General features: G+C 68.9%; 15 protein-coding genes. 7 read left to right on the forward strand and 8 right to left on the reverse strand.

Annotated elements, in window-relative coordinates; genetic code table 11:
• Nucleotides 1–233: 233 nt before the first annotated feature.
• The 3 genes from AC1DCJ_RS12075 (at nt 234) to AC1DCJ_RS12085 (ending at nt 4,572) form a co-directional block, all read left to right on the forward strand.
• On the forward strand, nt 234–3,347 hold the full coding sequence (locus AC1DCJ_RS12075) for a multidrug efflux RND transporter permease subunit (protein WP_478071059.1): 3,114 nt from the start codon (nt 234–236) through the stop codon (nt 3,345–3,347).
• A gap of 1 nt (nt 3,348) precedes the next feature.
• Nucleotides 3,349–3,738 carry a nuclear transport factor 2 family protein gene (locus tag AC1DCJ_RS12080; protein WP_478071060.1) on the forward strand — a complete coding sequence of 130 codons (390 nt, stop codon included), beginning with the start codon at nt 3,349–3,351 and terminating at the stop codon, nt 3,736–3,738.
• 99 nt (nt 3,739–3,837) lie between these two features.
• Nucleotides 3,838–4,572: an MliC family protein gene (locus tag AC1DCJ_RS12085; protein ID WP_478071061.1), complete on the forward strand. Its 735-nt coding sequence runs from the start codon at nt 3,838–3,840 to the stop codon at nt 4,570–4,572.
• A 273-nt stretch (nt 4,573–4,845) separates the two neighbouring features.
• Here the strand turns inward: AC1DCJ_RS12085 and yeiP are convergent, their stop codons facing one another.
• The 6 genes from yeiP to AC1DCJ_RS12115 form a co-directional block, all read right to left on the reverse strand.
• Complete coding sequence (gene yeiP / locus AC1DCJ_RS12090; protein ID WP_038688595.1) at nt 4,846–5,412, reverse strand: elongation factor P-like protein YeiP; 567 nt, start codon at nt 5,410–5,412, stop codon at nt 4,846–4,848.
• A 66-nt stretch (nt 5,413–5,478) separates the two neighbouring features.
• Nucleotides 5,479–6,249, reverse strand: coding sequence for an SDR family NAD(P)-dependent oxidoreductase (locus AC1DCJ_RS12095; RefSeq protein WP_141058320.1), 771 nt, complete (start codon nt 6,247–6,249; stop codon nt 5,479–5,481).
• A gap of 78 nt (nt 6,250–6,327) precedes the next feature.
• Nucleotides 6,328–8,808: a sensor domain-containing protein gene (locus tag AC1DCJ_RS12100; protein WP_478071062.1), complete on the reverse strand. Its 2,481-nt coding sequence runs from the start codon at nt 8,806–8,808 to the stop codon at nt 6,328–6,330.
• An 83-nt stretch (nt 8,809–8,891) separates the two neighbouring features.
• Entirely contained in the window at nt 8,892–9,785 is an 894-nt protein-coding gene (locus tag AC1DCJ_RS12105; RefSeq protein WP_478071063.1) for a hydroxymethylglutaryl-CoA lyase, read from the reverse strand.
• Between the two features lie 192 nt (nt 9,786–9,977).
• Complete coding sequence (locus AC1DCJ_RS12110) at nt 9,978–10,364, reverse strand: VOC family protein (protein ID WP_478071064.1); 387 nt, start codon at nt 10,362–10,364, stop codon at nt 9,978–9,980.
• Nucleotides 10,365–10,373: 9 nt separating this feature from the next.
• Nucleotides 10,374–11,162, reverse strand: a complete 789-nt coding sequence (locus tag AC1DCJ_RS12115; RefSeq protein ID WP_137189384.1) for an enoyl-CoA hydratase-related protein — start codon at nt 11,160–11,162, stop codon at nt 10,374–10,376.
• 119 nt (nt 11,163–11,281) lie between these two features.
• Here AC1DCJ_RS12115 and AC1DCJ_RS12120 point away from each other — a divergent pair, with 119 nt between their 5' ends.
• Genes AC1DCJ_RS12120 through AC1DCJ_RS12130 form a run of 3 tightly spaced genes read left to right on the forward strand, consistent with a single transcriptional unit; the run spans nt 11,282 to nt 13,646 of the window.
• The gene (locus AC1DCJ_RS12120) at nt 11,282–11,536 is read left to right on the forward strand and encodes a FeoA family protein (protein WP_313247042.1); all 255 of its coding nucleotides are present in this window, start codon (nt 11,282–11,284) and stop codon (nt 11,534–11,536) included.
• Nucleotides 11,533–13,392, forward strand: a complete 1,860-nt coding sequence (feoB, locus tag AC1DCJ_RS12125) for a ferrous iron transport protein B (RefSeq protein WP_448135770.1) — start codon at nt 11,533–11,535, stop codon at nt 13,390–13,392. Before AC1DCJ_RS12120 ends, feoB begins: the two co-directional genes overlap by 4 nt.
• Entirely contained in the window at nt 13,392–13,646 is a 255-nt protein-coding gene (locus AC1DCJ_RS12130; RefSeq protein ID WP_137189385.1) for a DUF6587 family protein, read from the forward strand. Before feoB ends, AC1DCJ_RS12130 begins: the two co-directional genes overlap by 1 nt.
• Nucleotides 13,647–13,784: 138 nt before the next feature.
• Here the strand turns inward: AC1DCJ_RS12130 and AC1DCJ_RS12135 are convergent, their stop codons facing one another.
• Nucleotides 13,785–14,366 carry an NAD(P)H-dependent oxidoreductase gene (locus tag AC1DCJ_RS12135; RefSeq protein ID WP_478071065.1) on the reverse strand — a complete coding sequence of 194 codons (582 nt, stop codon included), beginning with the start codon at nt 14,364–14,366 and terminating at the stop codon, nt 13,785–13,787.
• Between the two features lie 53 nt (nt 14,367–14,419).
• Nucleotides 14,420–14,821, reverse strand: a complete 402-nt coding sequence (locus AC1DCJ_RS12140; RefSeq protein WP_478071066.1) for a MerR family transcriptional regulator — start codon at nt 14,819–14,821, stop codon at nt 14,420–14,422.
• Nucleotides 14,822–14,976: 155 nt separating this feature from the next.
• Between AC1DCJ_RS12140 and dapB the strand changes: the two genes are divergently transcribed.
• Nucleotides 14,977–15,717, forward strand: a complete 741-nt coding sequence (gene dapB, locus AC1DCJ_RS12145; RefSeq protein ID WP_314402876.1) for a 4-hydroxy-tetrahydrodipicolinate reductase — start codon at nt 14,977–14,979, stop codon at nt 15,715–15,717.
• Nucleotides 15,718–15,819: the final 102 nt, after the last annotated feature.

Here is a 15,819-nt window from a genome sequence, read left to right on the forward strand (position 1 = left end):
GGGTGGGTTGGCGGGACCCTGAGCCGCATGGATGCGGCGACGGAGCTTACATGGATGTACTTGCAGCGTGTCCCGCCAACCCACCCCCACCAGCCAATCCAGCACAGGTGCACACCTGACGCCGTTGCCTTGCTGTGTGCCTTTGATCGAGTACGACGAAGAACCTTTTTTGTGGATGACGATGCCACTGCACCGGCTGCTTTCGCCGCGGTGCGAGGGCGAGAGGATGTTGCATGCCGCAGTTTTTCATTGAGCGCCCGGTGTTTGCGTGGGTGCTGGCTATTTTCGTGGTGCTGGCCGGTGCGCTGGCCATTCCGCGCCTGGCGATCGAGCGCTATCCCAGCGTGGCGCCGCCCAGTATCAGCATCTATGCCAGCTATCCCGGGGCGTCGGCGCAGACCATGAACGATGCCGTGGTCGGGCTGATCGAGCGCGAGCTGTCCGGGGTCAAGCACCTGCTGTACTTCTCCTCGTCCACCGATACCTCGGGTGAGGCGTCCATTACCGCTACCTTCCGCCCGGGCACCGATCCGGAGCTGGCCCAGGTGGACGTACAGAACCGCATCAAGGCGATCGAATCGCGGCTGCCGCAGGCGGTCCGCCAGAACGGCCTTGGCGTGGAGGCCGCCGATTCGGGCTTCCTGATGCTGGTCGGGCTGCGCTCCACCGACGGCCGCCTCGACGAAGTGGCCCTGAGCGACTACATGGCGCGCAACATCGTCGAAGAACTGCGGCGCATCGACGGCGTGGGCCGTGTGCAGCTGTTCGGTGCCGAACGTGCCATGCGGATCTGGGTTGATCCGGCGCAACTGGTGGCCTACCGCCTCACCCTGGGCGACCTGACCACCGCCATCAGCGAACAGAACGCGCAGATTGCCCCCGGCCGGGTCGGCGATTCGCCGGCGTTGCCGGGCCAGCGGGTCACCATTCCCCTCACCGTGGAAGGCCAGCTGAGCACGCCCGAGGCGTTCGCCGCCATCGTGCTGCGGGCCAACCCGGATGGCTCCCGGGTGGTCATCGGTGACGTGGCGCGGGTCGAGCTTGGCGCGGAAAGCTATGCGTGGTCCACCCGCGAGAACGGCGCGCCGGCAACCGCGGCGGCCATCCAGTTGTCGCCCGGGGCCAACGCAGTGAAGGTGGCCGGCGCGGTGCGTGCACGCATGGCCGAACTCGAACCGACCCTGCCGGTGGGCATGCAGTCCACCGTGCCGTTCGACACCGCGCCGTTCGTGGCGATCTCGATCCAGAAAGTGCTGATCACCCTGGTCGAGGCGATGGTGCTGGTGTTTGCGGTGATGTACCTGTTCCTGCAGAACATCCGCTACACGCTCATCCCGGCCATCGTGGCGCCGATCGCGCTGCTGGGCACCTTCGCGGTGATGCTGGCGGCCGGCTTCTCGATCAACGTGTTGACCATGTTCGGCATGGTGCTGGCGATCGGCATCATCGTCGACGATGCCATCGTGGTGGTGGAAGGCGTCGAGCGGATCATGGCCGAAGAAGGCCTGCCGCCACGGGAGGCCACCGCCAAGGCGATGAAGGAGCTCACCGGTGCGGTGATCGGCATCACCCTGGTACTCACCGCGGTGTTCATTCCGATGGCGCTCGCCGACGGGTCGGTGGGCGCGATCTACCGGCAGTTCAGCCTGGCCATGGCGGTATCGATCCTGTTCTCGGCGCTGCTGGCGCTGACCCTTACCCCCGCGCTGTGCGCCACGCTGCTCAAGCCGAGTACGCGCGGCCACCACGGGCGCGGTGGTTTCTTCGGCGCGTTCAACCGTGGCATGGCGCGCATGACCGACGGCTACCAGGGGCGCGTGGTGCGCATCCTGCAGCGCGGCGGGCGCAGCATGGCCGTGTTCGCCGCGCTGGTGGTGGCGTTGGGACTGGGTCTGCACCTGCTGCCCGGCGCGTTCCTGCCCGAAGAGGACCAGGGCTACTTCATGACCTCCATCCAGCTGCCGGCCGATGCCACCGCCGAGCGCACCCTGGAGGTGATGCAACGCTACGAGGCGCACATCGCCGCGCGGCCGGGCATCGCCTCCAACCAGGCGATCATGGGCTACAGCTTCGCCGGGTCCGGACCGAACGCGGCCATGGCCTACACCATGCTCAACGATTGGGGCGCGCGCGCCGGTGCCACCGTGGCCGACGAGGTGGAACGCGCGCAGCAGGCCATGGCTGCCGCGCCGGAAGGTCAGGTGATCGTGGTGACCCCGCCGGCCATCGACAGCCTGGGCACCTCGTCCGGGTTCGACCTGCGCCTGCAGGCGCGGACCGGCCAGAGCCAAGCGCAGCTGCAGGCGGCACAACAGCAGCTGCTGGCGTTGGCCGCCGCCAGCCCGCTGCTGCGCGACGTGCATGCTGAAGGCCTGCCATCGGGCAGCACGGTGCGGTTGGAGATCGACCGGCACAAGGCGCAGGCCATGGGCGTGGGCTTCAGTGCGATCAGTGACACGCTGTCGGCGGCGATGGGCTCGCAGTACGTCAACGATTTCCCCAATGCAGGCCGCCTGCAGCAGGTGATCGTGCAGGCCGACGCGCCGCACCGCATGCAGGTGGACGACGTGCTCAAGCTGCATGTGCGCAATGCCAACGGTGGCATGGTGGCGTTGGCTGAGCTGGTCACCCCGGTGTGGTCGCAGACGCCATTGCAGCTGGAACGCTACCAGGGCTTCCCGTCGCTGAGCCTGTCCGGCAATGCCGCAGCGGGCGCGTCCAGCGGCCAGGCCATGGCCGAGATGGAGCGGCTGGCGCGGCAGTTGCCGGCCGGCTTCGCACTGGCCTGGACCGGGCAGTCGCTGCAGGAACGTGCGTCTGGTGCGCAGGCGCCGTGGCTGATGCTGCTGTCCATGCTGGTGGTGTTCCTGGTGCTGGCCGCGCTGTATGAAAGCTGGTCGATCCCGGCGGCGGTGTTGCTGGTGGTGCCGCTGGGCTTGCTGGGCGCGGTGGCGGCCGTGCTGTTGCGCGGATTGCCCAACGATGTGTTTTTCAAGGTCGGGATGATCACCGTGATCGGGCTGTCAGCCAAGAACGCGATCCTGATCGTGGAGTTCGCGCGCCAGCTGCAGCTGCAGGGGCATAGCTTGGTGGATGCCGCGATCGAGGCCGCACGGCTGCGGCTGCGCCCGATCCTGATGACGTCGCTGGCGTTCGCGCTGGGCGTGGTGCCGTTGATGCTGGCCACCGGCGCGTCGGCCGAAACCCAGCATGCGATCGGCACCGGGGTATTTGGCGGGATGCTGACCGCCACCGTGCTGGCGGTGTTCTTCGTGCCGCTGTTCTACGTACTGGTGCAGGGCGCACGCCGCTGGCGCTGGCCATGGCGGCGACGCCGGGAGGAATGACATGAGCATGACCGTGCTTGAACACACCATCGCAACGGCCGAGGCACAGGTGCTGCAGCTGCTGTTGGCGCAGGACGTGGACGCACTGCAGGTCTGGCTGTCGCCGTCGCTGTTTTTCAGCGACGGGGCAGGGCAGTGGTTGGGCGCCCATCCCTGCCTCACGGCGTGGTCAAGCGGGCAACTGCGGATCACCGCGCTCGAACAGGGCGCGGTGGAGCCGTTGGTGTGCGGGCAGCTGACCCTGGTGTCCAGCGACGTGCGGCTGCGTTATGCCGACGCGGGCGGCGAACACGCGCGTGCGCTGCGCCTGCTGCGGGTGTGGGCCAGCGCATCGAACGCGGCCGGCGTGCACCTGCTGTCGATCGGACTGCTGCCGCCGCGCGGGATCTGAACCGATGCTGCAGCCCGTGGAGTCAGGGCTGCTTCACCTCCTGCTGCAGGCTGCGGGCTACGATGGTTCGCTGATCGCAACAACCGCAAGGAGTCCAACATGCGTGCATCCCCGTGGCTTATCAGCTTGGCCATCGCCACCGGCCTGAGCGCCTGCCAGCCCGCGCAACGTGCCGAGGGCAACGCCAGCGACGCGGGTGCGGGCGAGGCGCCGCCGCCCATGGCCGCTGCCACCTCCGACGAACGCAGCTACGCGTTCCAGTGTGGCGACGTCGCCGTGCAGGCCACCTACCGCGGCCAGGATTCGGCCAGCGTCGTGGTGGAAGGCCGCACCTACCCGATGGCATCGGAACCGGCGGCGTCCGGCGCGCGCTACGGTGACGGTCAGGGCAATGTCTTCTGGACCAAGGGCACCACCGAAGGCACGCTGCAGTTGAAGGGCGAGCCGGATCGCACCTGCACGGGCAGTGGTGAACAGGGCGCTGCAGCGCCGCTGCCGACAGCGCAGGACGCTACCGCGGGCGGTTTCCGGGCCACCGGCAACGAGCCGGGCTGGTTGGCCGAAGTGGCTGCCGGCGCCACGCCGCACCTGCGCGTGGAAACCGACTACGGGCAGCGCACGCTGGAGATCGCAGCGCCCACCCAGGGCAAGGATGGCTGGTCGGGCACGGCCGCAGACGGCACGCCGGTCAAGTTGACCTTCCAGCGCACCGTGTGTCAGGACGACATGAGTGGGCAGGCGTTCGGTGCCACGGCCATGTTGACCGTAGGCGCCCGCCAGTATCACGGCTGCGGGGATTTTGCCGGGGCCCCGGCCCTGGCCGCCAAGCCGTAAAGCCGACCGTTGGTCGGCTGGGTTTTGCATGATAAAACCGACCGCTGGTCGGCTGGGCTTTGCAAGGTAGAGCCGACCGTTGGTCGGCTTGGTTTTGCATGGTAGAGCCGACCGTTGGTCGGCTGCGTTGTTGGCATCGGAAGCAGAAGCAGCTGACCAACGGTCAGCTCTACCGGTTTGCGTCACAAGCAGCTGACCAACGGTCAGCTCTACCTGTTTGGGTCAGCTCTACCTGTTTGGGTCAGCTCCACCCGTTTGGGTCAGCGCTACCGACTAGTCGGCACGACCGGCGAACTCACCGGTGGCGGTGTTGACCAGCACGCGTTCGCCGTTGGCGATGTATTCGGGCACCATGATTTCGATGCCGGTGCTGAGCTTGGCCGGCTTCGGGCGCTTGGTGGCGGTGCCGCCCTTCATTTCCGGCGGGGTCTCGACCACTTCCAGCACCACGCTGGTCGGCAGCTGCACGCCCACCGGGGTTTCGTCGATCACCTGCACGTAGATGCCGGTCAGGCCATCGGTGATGTAGCCGGCGTCATCGCCCAGCACATCGGCGTCGACCATGTACGGGGTGTAGTCCTCGTCATCCAGGAACACGAACGCGTCGCCGTCCTTGTAGGAATAGGTGGACTGGCGGCGCAGCAGTTCGACTTCGGGCAGGTTGTCGTCGGCATCGAAACTGGCATCGAGCTTGTTGCCGCCCGGCACGCTGTACATGATGAAGCGGAAGCGGACATTGCCGCCGCGACCCTGCGGCGAGCTGCGCTCGATGTCGCGGATCTGGTAGACGCCGTTGTTGTATTCGACGACGTTGCCTTTCTTGATGTCGTTGGCTTTCATGGAATGAAGGTCGGTTCGTGGGAGGTCAGGGCGCCTGTCCGGGCACCCGGCGGGATGGGTGTGTGTTTACTTGGGCGCCAGACGCACGCCACCGTCCAGGCGGATGGTTTCGCCGTTGAGGTAGGTATTGCCCAGGATATGGCCGACCAAGCCGGCGAAGTCGTCGGGCTTGCCCAGGCGCGGCGGGAACGGGATCGAGGCCGCCAGCGATTCCTGCACGGCCGGCGGCATGCCATCGACCATCGGGGTCCAGAAGATGCCGGGCGCAATGGTCATCACGCGGATGCCGAAGCGCGACAGCTCGCGCGCCATGGGCAGGGTCATGCTGACCACRCCGCCCTTGGAGGCCGAATACGCGGCCTGGCCGATCTGGCCTTCGTAGGCGGCCACGCTGGCGGTGTTGATGATCACCCCGCGCTCGCCGTCGTCGCCGGGGGTGTTGTGCTGCATGCGGTTGGCCGCGGCCTTGGCCACGTTGAAGCTGCCCACCAGGTTGACCATCACCGTGGTCTGGAAGTTGGCCAGCGGCATCGGCGCCTCCTTGCCCAGCACGCGGCCGGCACCGAGGATGCCCGCGCAGCTGATGGCGACATTCAGGCCGCCCAGGAAGTCGTATGCGGCATCGATCTGCGCGGCCACGGCCGCCTCGTCGCTGACGTTGGTGGTGAAGTAGCGCGCGTTGTCGGCGCCAAGCGCCGCGACGGCGGCCGCGCCCTTGTCGTCATTGAGATCGAACAGGGCCACCTTGCCGCCATGGGCAACCAGGAACTGGGCCACGGACAGGCCGAGGCCGGAGACGCCACCGGTGATGACGGCACGGACAGAAGACAGCTGCATCGCAAGGTTCCGCTGGATCAGGAACCGCCGATTCTAGCGGAAGCGGGGCGTGCCGCTGTTGTGCGCTGCGCGCCGGGCTCAGTGACGGGGCGTCAGGCGCCGGGCGAATTCATCCGGTGCCAGCCCGGGCGCGAACAGGAACCCTTGCCCGACCGTCACCCCCAGGGCCTGCAGGAAACGCCGCTGCGGCTCCGATTCGATGCCCTCGGCCACCAGCCCCAGCCCCAGGCTGCGCGCGATGCCGCAGACCGCCTCGCACACCGCCTCGTCGGAGCGGTTGCCCGGCACGCCCTCGACGAACAGCTGGCTCAGCTTGAGCCCGTGGATCGGCAGCCGGCGCAGGTAGTTCAGCGCGCTGTAGCCTTCGCCGAAGTCGTCGATGGTCAGCTGCACGCCCATTTCGCGCAGGCGCGCGAAGGTCTGCAGGGTGTCCGGCGCGTCCTCGATCAGCACCCGCTCGGTGAACTCCAGCTCCAGTGCGCTGCCCGGCAGGCCGAACTCGTCCAGCACCTGGCGCACGTGGCGGGCCAGGTCCTCGCCGACGAACTGCCGGTAGGACACATTCACCGCCACCCGCACGATGCCCAGCCCGGCATCCTGCCACTGGCGGATCTGGCGGCAGGCCTCGCGCAGCACCCACAAGCCGATCCGCACGATGTCACCGGTGCTTTCGGCGTGCGCAATGAAGATGTCCGGGCGCAGTTCGCCCAGCTGCGAGTTGCGCCAGCGGATCAGGGCCTCGGCGGCGATCATGCGGCCGTCGTGCAGGCTGACCTGCGGCTGGTAGACCAGGTGGAACTCGTCGTCGTCCAGCGCGCGGTGCAGGCGGCTCTCGATCTGCAGGCGGTCGTGCTGGCGCTGCGCCAGCTCCGGGGAGAACACCTGCCAGCCGTTGCGGGTGCGCCGCTTGCAGTCGTACATGGCGATGTCGGCGTTCTGGATCAGCTGCTGCGGGCGCAGTCCGTCCTGCGGCGCGCGGGCGATGCCGATGCTGGTGGTCACTGCGAATTCGTCGCTGCCGAACCGGAACGGCGTGCTGAACCCGCGCGTGATCGCCTCGGCCAGGCGCTCGGGCTGGTCGGCCTGGTCGCGGGTGTCGCAGACCACCAGGAATTCGTCGCCGCCGAAGCGCGCCAGCAGCCCTTCGGTACCGATCGCGGTGGCGATGCGGCGGGTGGCATCGATCAGCAGTTCGTCGCCGGCGTTGTGGCCCAGCAGGTCGTTGACAGTCTTGAACCGGTCCAGGTCGATGTACAACACCGCCACCCGGCAATGGGTGGGGTTGGCCATGCGTGCGGCCAGGTCGTTGAGCACCGCATCGCGGTTCATGATGCCGGTGAGCGGATCAGTACGGGCCTGGATGCGCAGGGTTTCCTCGGCCTGCTTGCGCGCGGTGATGTCCTGCACGGTGCCGGCGATGCGCGCAGCATCCACGTCGCCGGCTTCGGCTTCGCCGATCATGCGCACCCAGAACGAATGCCCGTCGCCGCGCTGGCCCTGCAGCTCCAGTTCGAACGGCACCTGCTTGTCGATCACGTCCAGCAGCGCCTGCTGCAGTTGCGAGCGGTCGTCCACGCGCAGGCATTCCAGCAGGTGCGCCATGTCGTGCAGCGGCAGCTCCTGACCCAGGATGCGGTTGGCCTCGTCGGTGAGGTACAGCCGCTGCAGGCCGCGGTCCCATTCCCAGCCGCCGATGTGCGCCAGCGACTGGGCGCGGTCGAACAGGGCATTGGTGCGCTTGAGTTCGGTGATGTCGCTGAACATGCCGAACACGTGGTCCGGGCAGTCGCGGCCGGTGCCGAACACCGGCACGTTGGTGGTGGAGATCCAGATCATGCGGCCGCGCGGGCGGTGGTACAGCCCGACGATGGTGCTGCGGATGATCCGGCCGGTGCGCAGCGACACCGCCGCCGGCCATTGCTCGCGGGTCAGCGGGTGGCCGTGTTCGTCCACGCAGATCCAGTCGTCCGGGGCCAGCATCGCCTGCAGGCTGCCGCCGTTGCCGGGGGTGCCCAGGATGCGGTGCGCGGCCGGATTGGCCGAGACCACGCGCAGGTGGCTGTCGAACAGGACCACGCCCTTGTCGATCGACTCCATCAGCAGGCGGTAGCGCGATTCGGCCTGCCAGCGGCTGCTCAGGTCGCGCGCCACGGCCACGATGCAATGCTCGCCCTGGTGCTCGAACCCGGCTGAGTGCACCTCCACCGGGAAGCGGCTGCCGTCGCCGCGCATGTTGGTGACTTCGATGACGTAGGTTTCGCCCCGGTGCAGCGCTTCCCACACCGGGTCCAGGTGGTCGTTGGGCAGGTCAGGGTTGAGCAGTTCGATCGGCTGCCCGACGATGTCCTCGCGCGGGCGGCCATAGGCGCGCACGCCGGCCTTGTTGAGGTCCAGCACCACGCCCGATTCGCTCAGGATGCTGACCGGGTCGGGCACGGCATCGAACAGCGCGGTGTAGCGGCGCAGCGCCAGCTGGCGGTCGTCCATCGCTTCCTGCAGCGCCTGCTGCACCTCGCGCAGCAGGGTGCGCAGGTCGGCCTCGCCCGGCGGGCTTGCCAAGGCTCGGTCCATGGCGGCCAGCGCGTGGACGTGGGCGGTGAGGTGATCACCGGCCGCAACGTCCCTGCGCGGGCCGCGGCGGCTCATGTGGCCGCCAGCGCCTTGCCGGCCTTGCTGCCGGTCTCGCGGCCCAGCCGCGCCGCCAGCCAGCGGCCGGTCGCGGCCAGCGCCGGCAGGTCGATGCCGGTGCGCATGCCGATGCCGTGCAGCAGGTACACCACGTCTTCGCTGGCGACATTGCCGCTGGCGCCCTTGGCGTACGGGCAGCCGCCCGCACCGGACACGGCCGAATCGACCACGCGCACGCCTTCTTCCAGGCACGCATCGATGTTGGCCAGCGCCTGGCCGTAGGTGTCATGGAAATGCACGGCCAGCGCCGACATCGGCAGCTCGGCCGCCACCGCGTGCAGCATCGCGCGCGCCTTGCGCGGGGTGCCCACGCCGATGGTGTCGCCCAGCGAAATTTCGTAACAGCCCATGTCGTGCAGGGCGCGCGCCACCCGCACCACCTCGCTGACCGCTACCTCGCCCTGGTAGGGGCAGCCGAGCACGGTGGAGACGTAGCCGCGGACCTTGACCCCGTTGGCCTTGGCGCGTTCAAGGATCGGCGCGAAGCGGGCCAGCGATTCGTCGATGCCGGCGTTGGTGTTGGTGCGGTTGAAGGTTTCCGACGCCGCAGTGAACACGGCCACTTCCGAAACGCCCACGGCGCGTGCACGGTCGTAGCCCTGTTCGTTGGGCACCAGCACCGGGTAGGCGATGCCGGGGCGACGCGCGATACCGGCGTAGACCTCGGCGGCATCGGCCAGCTGCGGCACCCAGCGCGGGCTGACGAAGCTGGTGGCTTCGATGGTGCGCAGGCCGGTCAGCGACAGCTGCCGGATCAGTTCGATCTTGTCGGCGGTGGCCACCGGCTGGGCTTCGTTCTGCAGGCCGTCGCGCGGGCCGACTTCGACGATGCGGACGAAATCATCCATGGCAGGCCTCCCGGCGGACGGGACGGCGCACAGCAGGCTGCAGAAGGGGCAGGGGTCGGGTCACAGGTATACCAGGGGAAAGAGGGTGGCCCGCGTTCCCCGGCGGGCCACGAAAGGGGGATACGCGGGCTGGGCCACAAAGCGGCCAGCCCGCGGCAGGGAGCGCGGTCGTCGGGGGGCGACCGGGGGCGCTCAGCCCGGGCGGTGGCAGACCGCTTCGATGTTGTTGCCGTCCGGGTCGAGCACGAAGGCCCCGTAGTAGCTGGGGTGGTAGTACTCGCGGATGCCCGGCGCGCCATTGTCCTGGCCACCGGCCGCGAGCGCGGCGCGGTGGAACGCATCCACCGCCTCGCGGCTGTCGGCACTGAAGGCCACGTGCACGCCGCCGTGGGCGCCGGGGGCGTTGCCGATCCAGAAGTCCGGCTTGCCGGTGCGGCCGAAGCCGGCATGGTCATGGTCGCCGGTCTGTTCGGCGCTGACCTGCATCAACACCCGGATGCCCAGCGGGGCCAGGGCCTGCTGGAAGAACGCCAGGCTGCGGGTGAAGTCGGCGCAGCGGATACCAATATGGTCGAGCATGTGCGTGTCCTAATCCTGAGTGACCCAATGCGGGGCGCGCTTGTCCAGGAACGCGCCGAGGCCTTCCTGGCCCTCGGCCGACACCCGCAGGCGCGCGATCAGCGCGGCGTTGTCACGGTCCAGCGCGTCGCGGTCGCGGCCCACGCTGACCCGGCGCACCAGGTCCTTGGCCGACGCCGACGCCACCGGGCCGGCCTTGTCCAGCAGGCCCAGCTGGCGCTGGACCGCCTCGTCGATGCGTTCAGGTTCGATCAGCTGGTGCACCAGGCCGATCCGCAGCGCGGTTTCGGCGTCGAAATGCTCGCCGGTGGCAAACCAGCGGCGGGCCTGGCGTGGGCCGATCGCGTCGATCACATAGGGGGAAATCACCGCCGGCAGCAGGCCCAGCCGGCTTTCGGTCAGGCCGAAGCGGGCGCTGGTACTGGCAATGGCGATGTCGCAGCAGGCCACCAGGCCCACCCCGCCACCGAAGGCGGCGCCCTGCACCCGTGCGATGGTGGGCTTGGGCAGCTCGTCCAAGGTGCGCATCAGCCGCGCCAGTGCCAGCGAATCCTCGCGGTTGGCGTCCTCGCTGGCGGCGGCCATGCCGCGCATCCACTGCATGTCCGCGCCGGCCGAGAAGGAGGCGCCCTGGCCGGCCAGCACCACCGCGCGCACCTGTTCGTCACGGCCGGCCGCTTCCAGCGCGGCGGTGAGCTGGGCGATCAGGGCCGCATCGAAAGCGTTGTGCAGGGTGGGGCGGTTCAGCCACAGCGTCAGTACCGCGGCACTGCGTTCAATCCGTAATGCATCACTCATGGGGGGCCTGCGGTTACTCCATACATGTACGGATCATAGCGGGCCATGGGGCACGGGCAATGACGCGGCGCGGCGATGCTAGAATTGATAACCATTCCTGATTGGCAAGAAGGCGCTCCGTGACGTTGTCCGATCTGCCTCTGCACGGTTCCGCCCTGGTGGACGCCGTGCAGGACCTACATGCAAACGATGCGATCGCCCGCCGGCTCCGCGAGCTGGGTTTCGTCAAGGGCGAGGATGTGCGTCTGGTAGCCCGTGGGCCGGTGGGCGGTGAACCGCTGCTGGTGCAGGTCGGGTTCACGCGCTTCGCCCTGCGCCGCAGCGAGGCCCGGCGCATCCTGATCACCGCGATCCCGGCCGGAGCGGCGGCATGAGCGCGGTGGCACTGCCGCTGCGCGTGGCGCTGGTGGGCAACCCGAACAGTGGCAAGACCGCGCTGTTCAACCAGCTCACCGGCAGCCGCCAGAAAGTGGCCAACTACACCGGCGTTACCGTCGAGCGCAAGGAAGGCCGCCTGCGTGCGCCGTCCGGGCGCGAATTCGCCGTGCTCGACCTGCCGGGCGCCTACAGCCTGCAGCCGGCCAGCCTGGACGAAGCCATCACCCGCGACCTGTGCCGGGGCTTCTACCCGGGCGAGGCCGCGCCGGACGTGCTGCTGTGTGTGATCGACGCCACCAACCTGCGCCTGCACCTGCGCTTCGCGCTGGAACTGCGCGAGCTGGGCAAGCCGATGATCGTGGCGCTGAACATGGTGGATGCGGCCGAGCGCCGTGGCATCAAGATCGACGTACCGGCGCTGGAGCAGGCGTTGGGCGTGCCGGTGGTGGAAACCGTGGCCGTGCGCCGCAACGGTGCCCAGGCGCTGGTTGCGCGGCTGGACGCGATGGTGCCGCACCTGCAGGCGCCCGTGGCGATGCCCGATGCGGACGCGGATTACCACGCGCAGGTGCGCGGCATCCTGGCCGCGTCGGTCAGCATGCCCACCCGCACCGCGAAGATCGATGACGCGCTGGACCGCTGGCTGCTGCACCCGGTGTTCGGGCTGATCACCCTGGTGGTGGTGATGTTCCTGATCTTCCAGGCGGTGTTTGCCTGGGCCACGCCGCTGATGGACGGCATCGAGGCCGGCTTCGGCTGGCTGGGCGAGACTGTGGCCACGGTGCTGCCCGAAGGCCCGCTGACCAGTCTGCTCACCGACGGCATCATTGCCGGCGTGGGCGGGGTGGTGGTGTTCCTGCCGCAGATCCTGATCCTGTTCGCCTTCATCCTGGCGTTGGAGGAATCGGGCTACCTGCCGCGCGCGGCGTTCCTGCTGGATCGCATGATGGCCGCTGCCGGGCTGTCCGGGCGGTCGTTCATCCCGCTGTTGTCCAGCTTCGCCTGTGCGGTGCCGGGCATCATGGCCACGCGCAGCATCCAGGACCCCCGCGACCGCCTTGCCACGATTCTGGTGGCACCGCTGATGACCTGTTCGGCGCGGTTGCCGGTGTATGCGCTGCTGATTGGTGCGTTCATTCCGGCCAAGACCCTGTGGGGCTTCGTCAGCCAGCAGGGGTTGATCCTGTTCGGCCTGTACATGGCCGGCATCCTCAGCGCGCTGGCGATGTCGTGGGTGATGAAGAAGTGGCGCCGCGACAAGAGCGAGCACCCGCTGATGCTGGAGCTGCCGTCGTACCGCATTCCGCACCCGCGTGATCTGGCTGTTGGCCTGTACGAGCGCGGCATGATCTTCCTCAAGCGCGTGGGCGGCATCATCCTGTCGTTGACCATCCTGCTGTGGGTGCTGCTGAAGTTCCCGGCGGCACCGGCCAACGCGACCATGCCGGCCATCGACTACAGCTTTGCCGGGCAGATCGGTCATGCCATGACCACGATCTTCGCGCCGCTGGGCTTCAACTGGCAGATCTGCATCGCCCTGATCCCGGGCATGGGCGCGCGCGAAGTGGCGGTGTCCTCGCTGGCCACGATCTATGCGTTGTCCGCCGCCGATGATGACGCGGCGATCCAGGCGCTGACCCCGGTGGTGGCCCATGGCTGGTCGCTGGCCACCGGCCTGTCGCTGCTGGTGTGGTTCATCTACGCGCCGATGTGCATTTCCACGCTGGCCACGATCAAGCGTGAAACCAATTCGTGGAAGCAGGTGGGCTTTGCCACCGTCTACCTGTTCGCCGCGGCCTATCTTGCCGCGCTGGTCACCTACCAGGTGACCGTGGCACTGGGCGGCGGCTGATGAGCACCGGCCTGCTGCTGCAGTACATCGTGGTGGTGCTGATCGTGCTGGTCAGCGCCTGGGTGGTGCTGAAGAAGCAGTTCCCGGGCACCGTGCGCAAGGCGCGCGGGGCGATCGCGCTGGGGCTGGTGAAGCCGCAGCGTGCCGCCTGGCTGCAGGCACTTGGGCGGAAGATCGCGCCCCCGGCCAGCGGCGGCGGTGGCGCCTGCGGCGGCTGCGACAGCTGCGGCCCGAGCACCCCGAAACAGCACTGAATCAGCGCGCGTAGAGCCGGGCTCTGCCCGGCTGCTCTTCGCTCAATGCTGCGGTGATCTGACACAAGCCGGGCAGAGCCCGGCGCTACGGGGCTACTCTTCTGACGCGAGCCGGGCAGAGCTCGGCTCTACCGTGGGTCAGCGGGCCTGGTGGCCCAATCGCTCGGCCTGCTGCAGCCACGCCTCGCGCTGCGCCTCGGAAGCGCTGCGCACCGGTCCGAAGCCGCTGATCTTCACGGGCCGGATCCCGCAGAAGTCCAGGATCGTCCGCCGGATCTGCTGGTGCCCCGGCATGCGGTACACCCAGCGGTAGTACCAGGGCGGGGTGTCCAGGGTGGTGATCACCCGTGCGCTGCGGCCGGCCAGCAGGCGGTCCCACCACACCGAATCGGCGCGGTAGCGGAACGCGACCCCGGGCAGGAAGGCGCGGTCGAAGAAGCCCTTGAGCAAGGCCGGCATGCCGCCCCACCAGGTGGGATACACCAGCACCAGGTGCTGGCAGCCGGCGATGGCGGCGTTGATCTGTTCAAGGCCCGGTTCCAGCGGCTGGATCTGGCGATAACCGTGGCGCAGGATCGGATCGAAGTCGATCTCGCCCAGTGCGAACAGCTGCACCTGATGGCCGGCGGCCAGCGCGGCGTGTCGGTAACGCGCGGCCAGCGCGCCGCACAGGCTGTCGCGGTCGGGATGGCCAAGCAGGATGACGATGGATCGGGACATGCGGGCGCTCGTTGCGGGGTGGTGCAGGCTACGGTCTGCCCCATGGGGCAGAGTCAAGCCGCCACGCACGCGCCCTGGGTCAGACAGGCATCGAGCGGGCCGTGGTGGCCGTCGGCCGCCAGCAGGGCCACCTCGGCACGCAGGTCGGTCAGCGCGGTGTCGAGCTGCCGCAGCCGCGCCAGTTCGGCGCGGACGGCATACTGGCGTGATGCCAGCAGGGCCTGCACCTGATCCCAGTCGATGCTGCCGTCATCGCGGCGCAGCGCGGCTACGTCGGCCAACCGGAAGCCCAGCACCAGCGCCTGGCGGATCAACAGCACCAGGTTGAGGTCCTGTTCGCTGTAGTGGCGGTAACGGTTGATGCGCGGCACCGTGGCCAGCAGACCGCGGGCCTCGTACAGGCGGATCGCCTTCTGGCTGGCGCCGCTGCGCCGGGCCACTTCGGAAATGAGCATGTCAGTCGCGCACCGTGCCGCCGGTGACACCAACTCGTTGCTGCGAACGCTGCATGGGTGGGGGCCTGGAAAAACAGGTGCACAGGGTAGCAAGCGGGAGCATGCGCGCCGTATTTGCCCTTGTGCAGGCCTGCCCGCACCGCTAGCCTGCGGGCATGACCACTCCCCCTCTTCGTTTGCTCATCCACGGCGCGTCCGGACGCATGGGCCAGGCCCTGCTGCGGCTCGCCGCCGAACACGCTTCCCTGCAGATCGTCGCCGCGGTGACGCGCCGTTCACCGGCGCAACGGGTGGTGGACGGTGTACCGCATTTCGCCAGCAGCGAACTGGCCGGTGCGCCCACCTTCGACGTGGCCATCGACTTCAGCCTGCCCGAAGGCTTCGACCCGATCCTGGCGCTGTGCGTCGAACGTGGCGCCGGGTTGGTGTCGGGCACCACCGGGATCAGCGAGGCGCAGCGCCAGGCGCTGATCCAGGCGGCCGCCGGCATTCCGCTGGTATGGGCGTCCAACTTCAGCCTGGGCGTGGCGGTACTGGACGAGCTGGTCGAGCGCGCTGCGGCGGCGCTGGCCGGCTGGAACTGCGACATCGTCGAGTCGCACCACGTGCACAAGCAGGACGCGCCCTCCGGGACCGCGCTGACGCTGGGTGCCGCGGCGCAGAAGGGCGGGGCGGACCCGCACTACGCCAGCCTGCGGGCCGGCGACATCGTGGGCGAGCATCTGGTCCAGTTCACCGGGCTGGGCGAGCGAATCGAGCTGACCCACCGTGCCACCAACCGGGACATCTTCGCCCGCGGCGCGCTGTTTGCCGCCACCCAGCTGGCCGGCCGCGCGCCCGGCAGCTACCGGGTCCGCGACCTGCTGGCCGGGGCCACCCCGGCCGCTGCTGGCTGAACGCGCTGGCTGAACAGGCCGGCCGGTCCGCCCGGACCGACCGGCCGGACGCGGCCGGACGCGGCCGCGAGCGCTGCGCTGGCTGAACCCCGGGCGCGGTGA

This window comes from Stenotrophomonas sp. 10N36 (assembly GCF_056395005.1).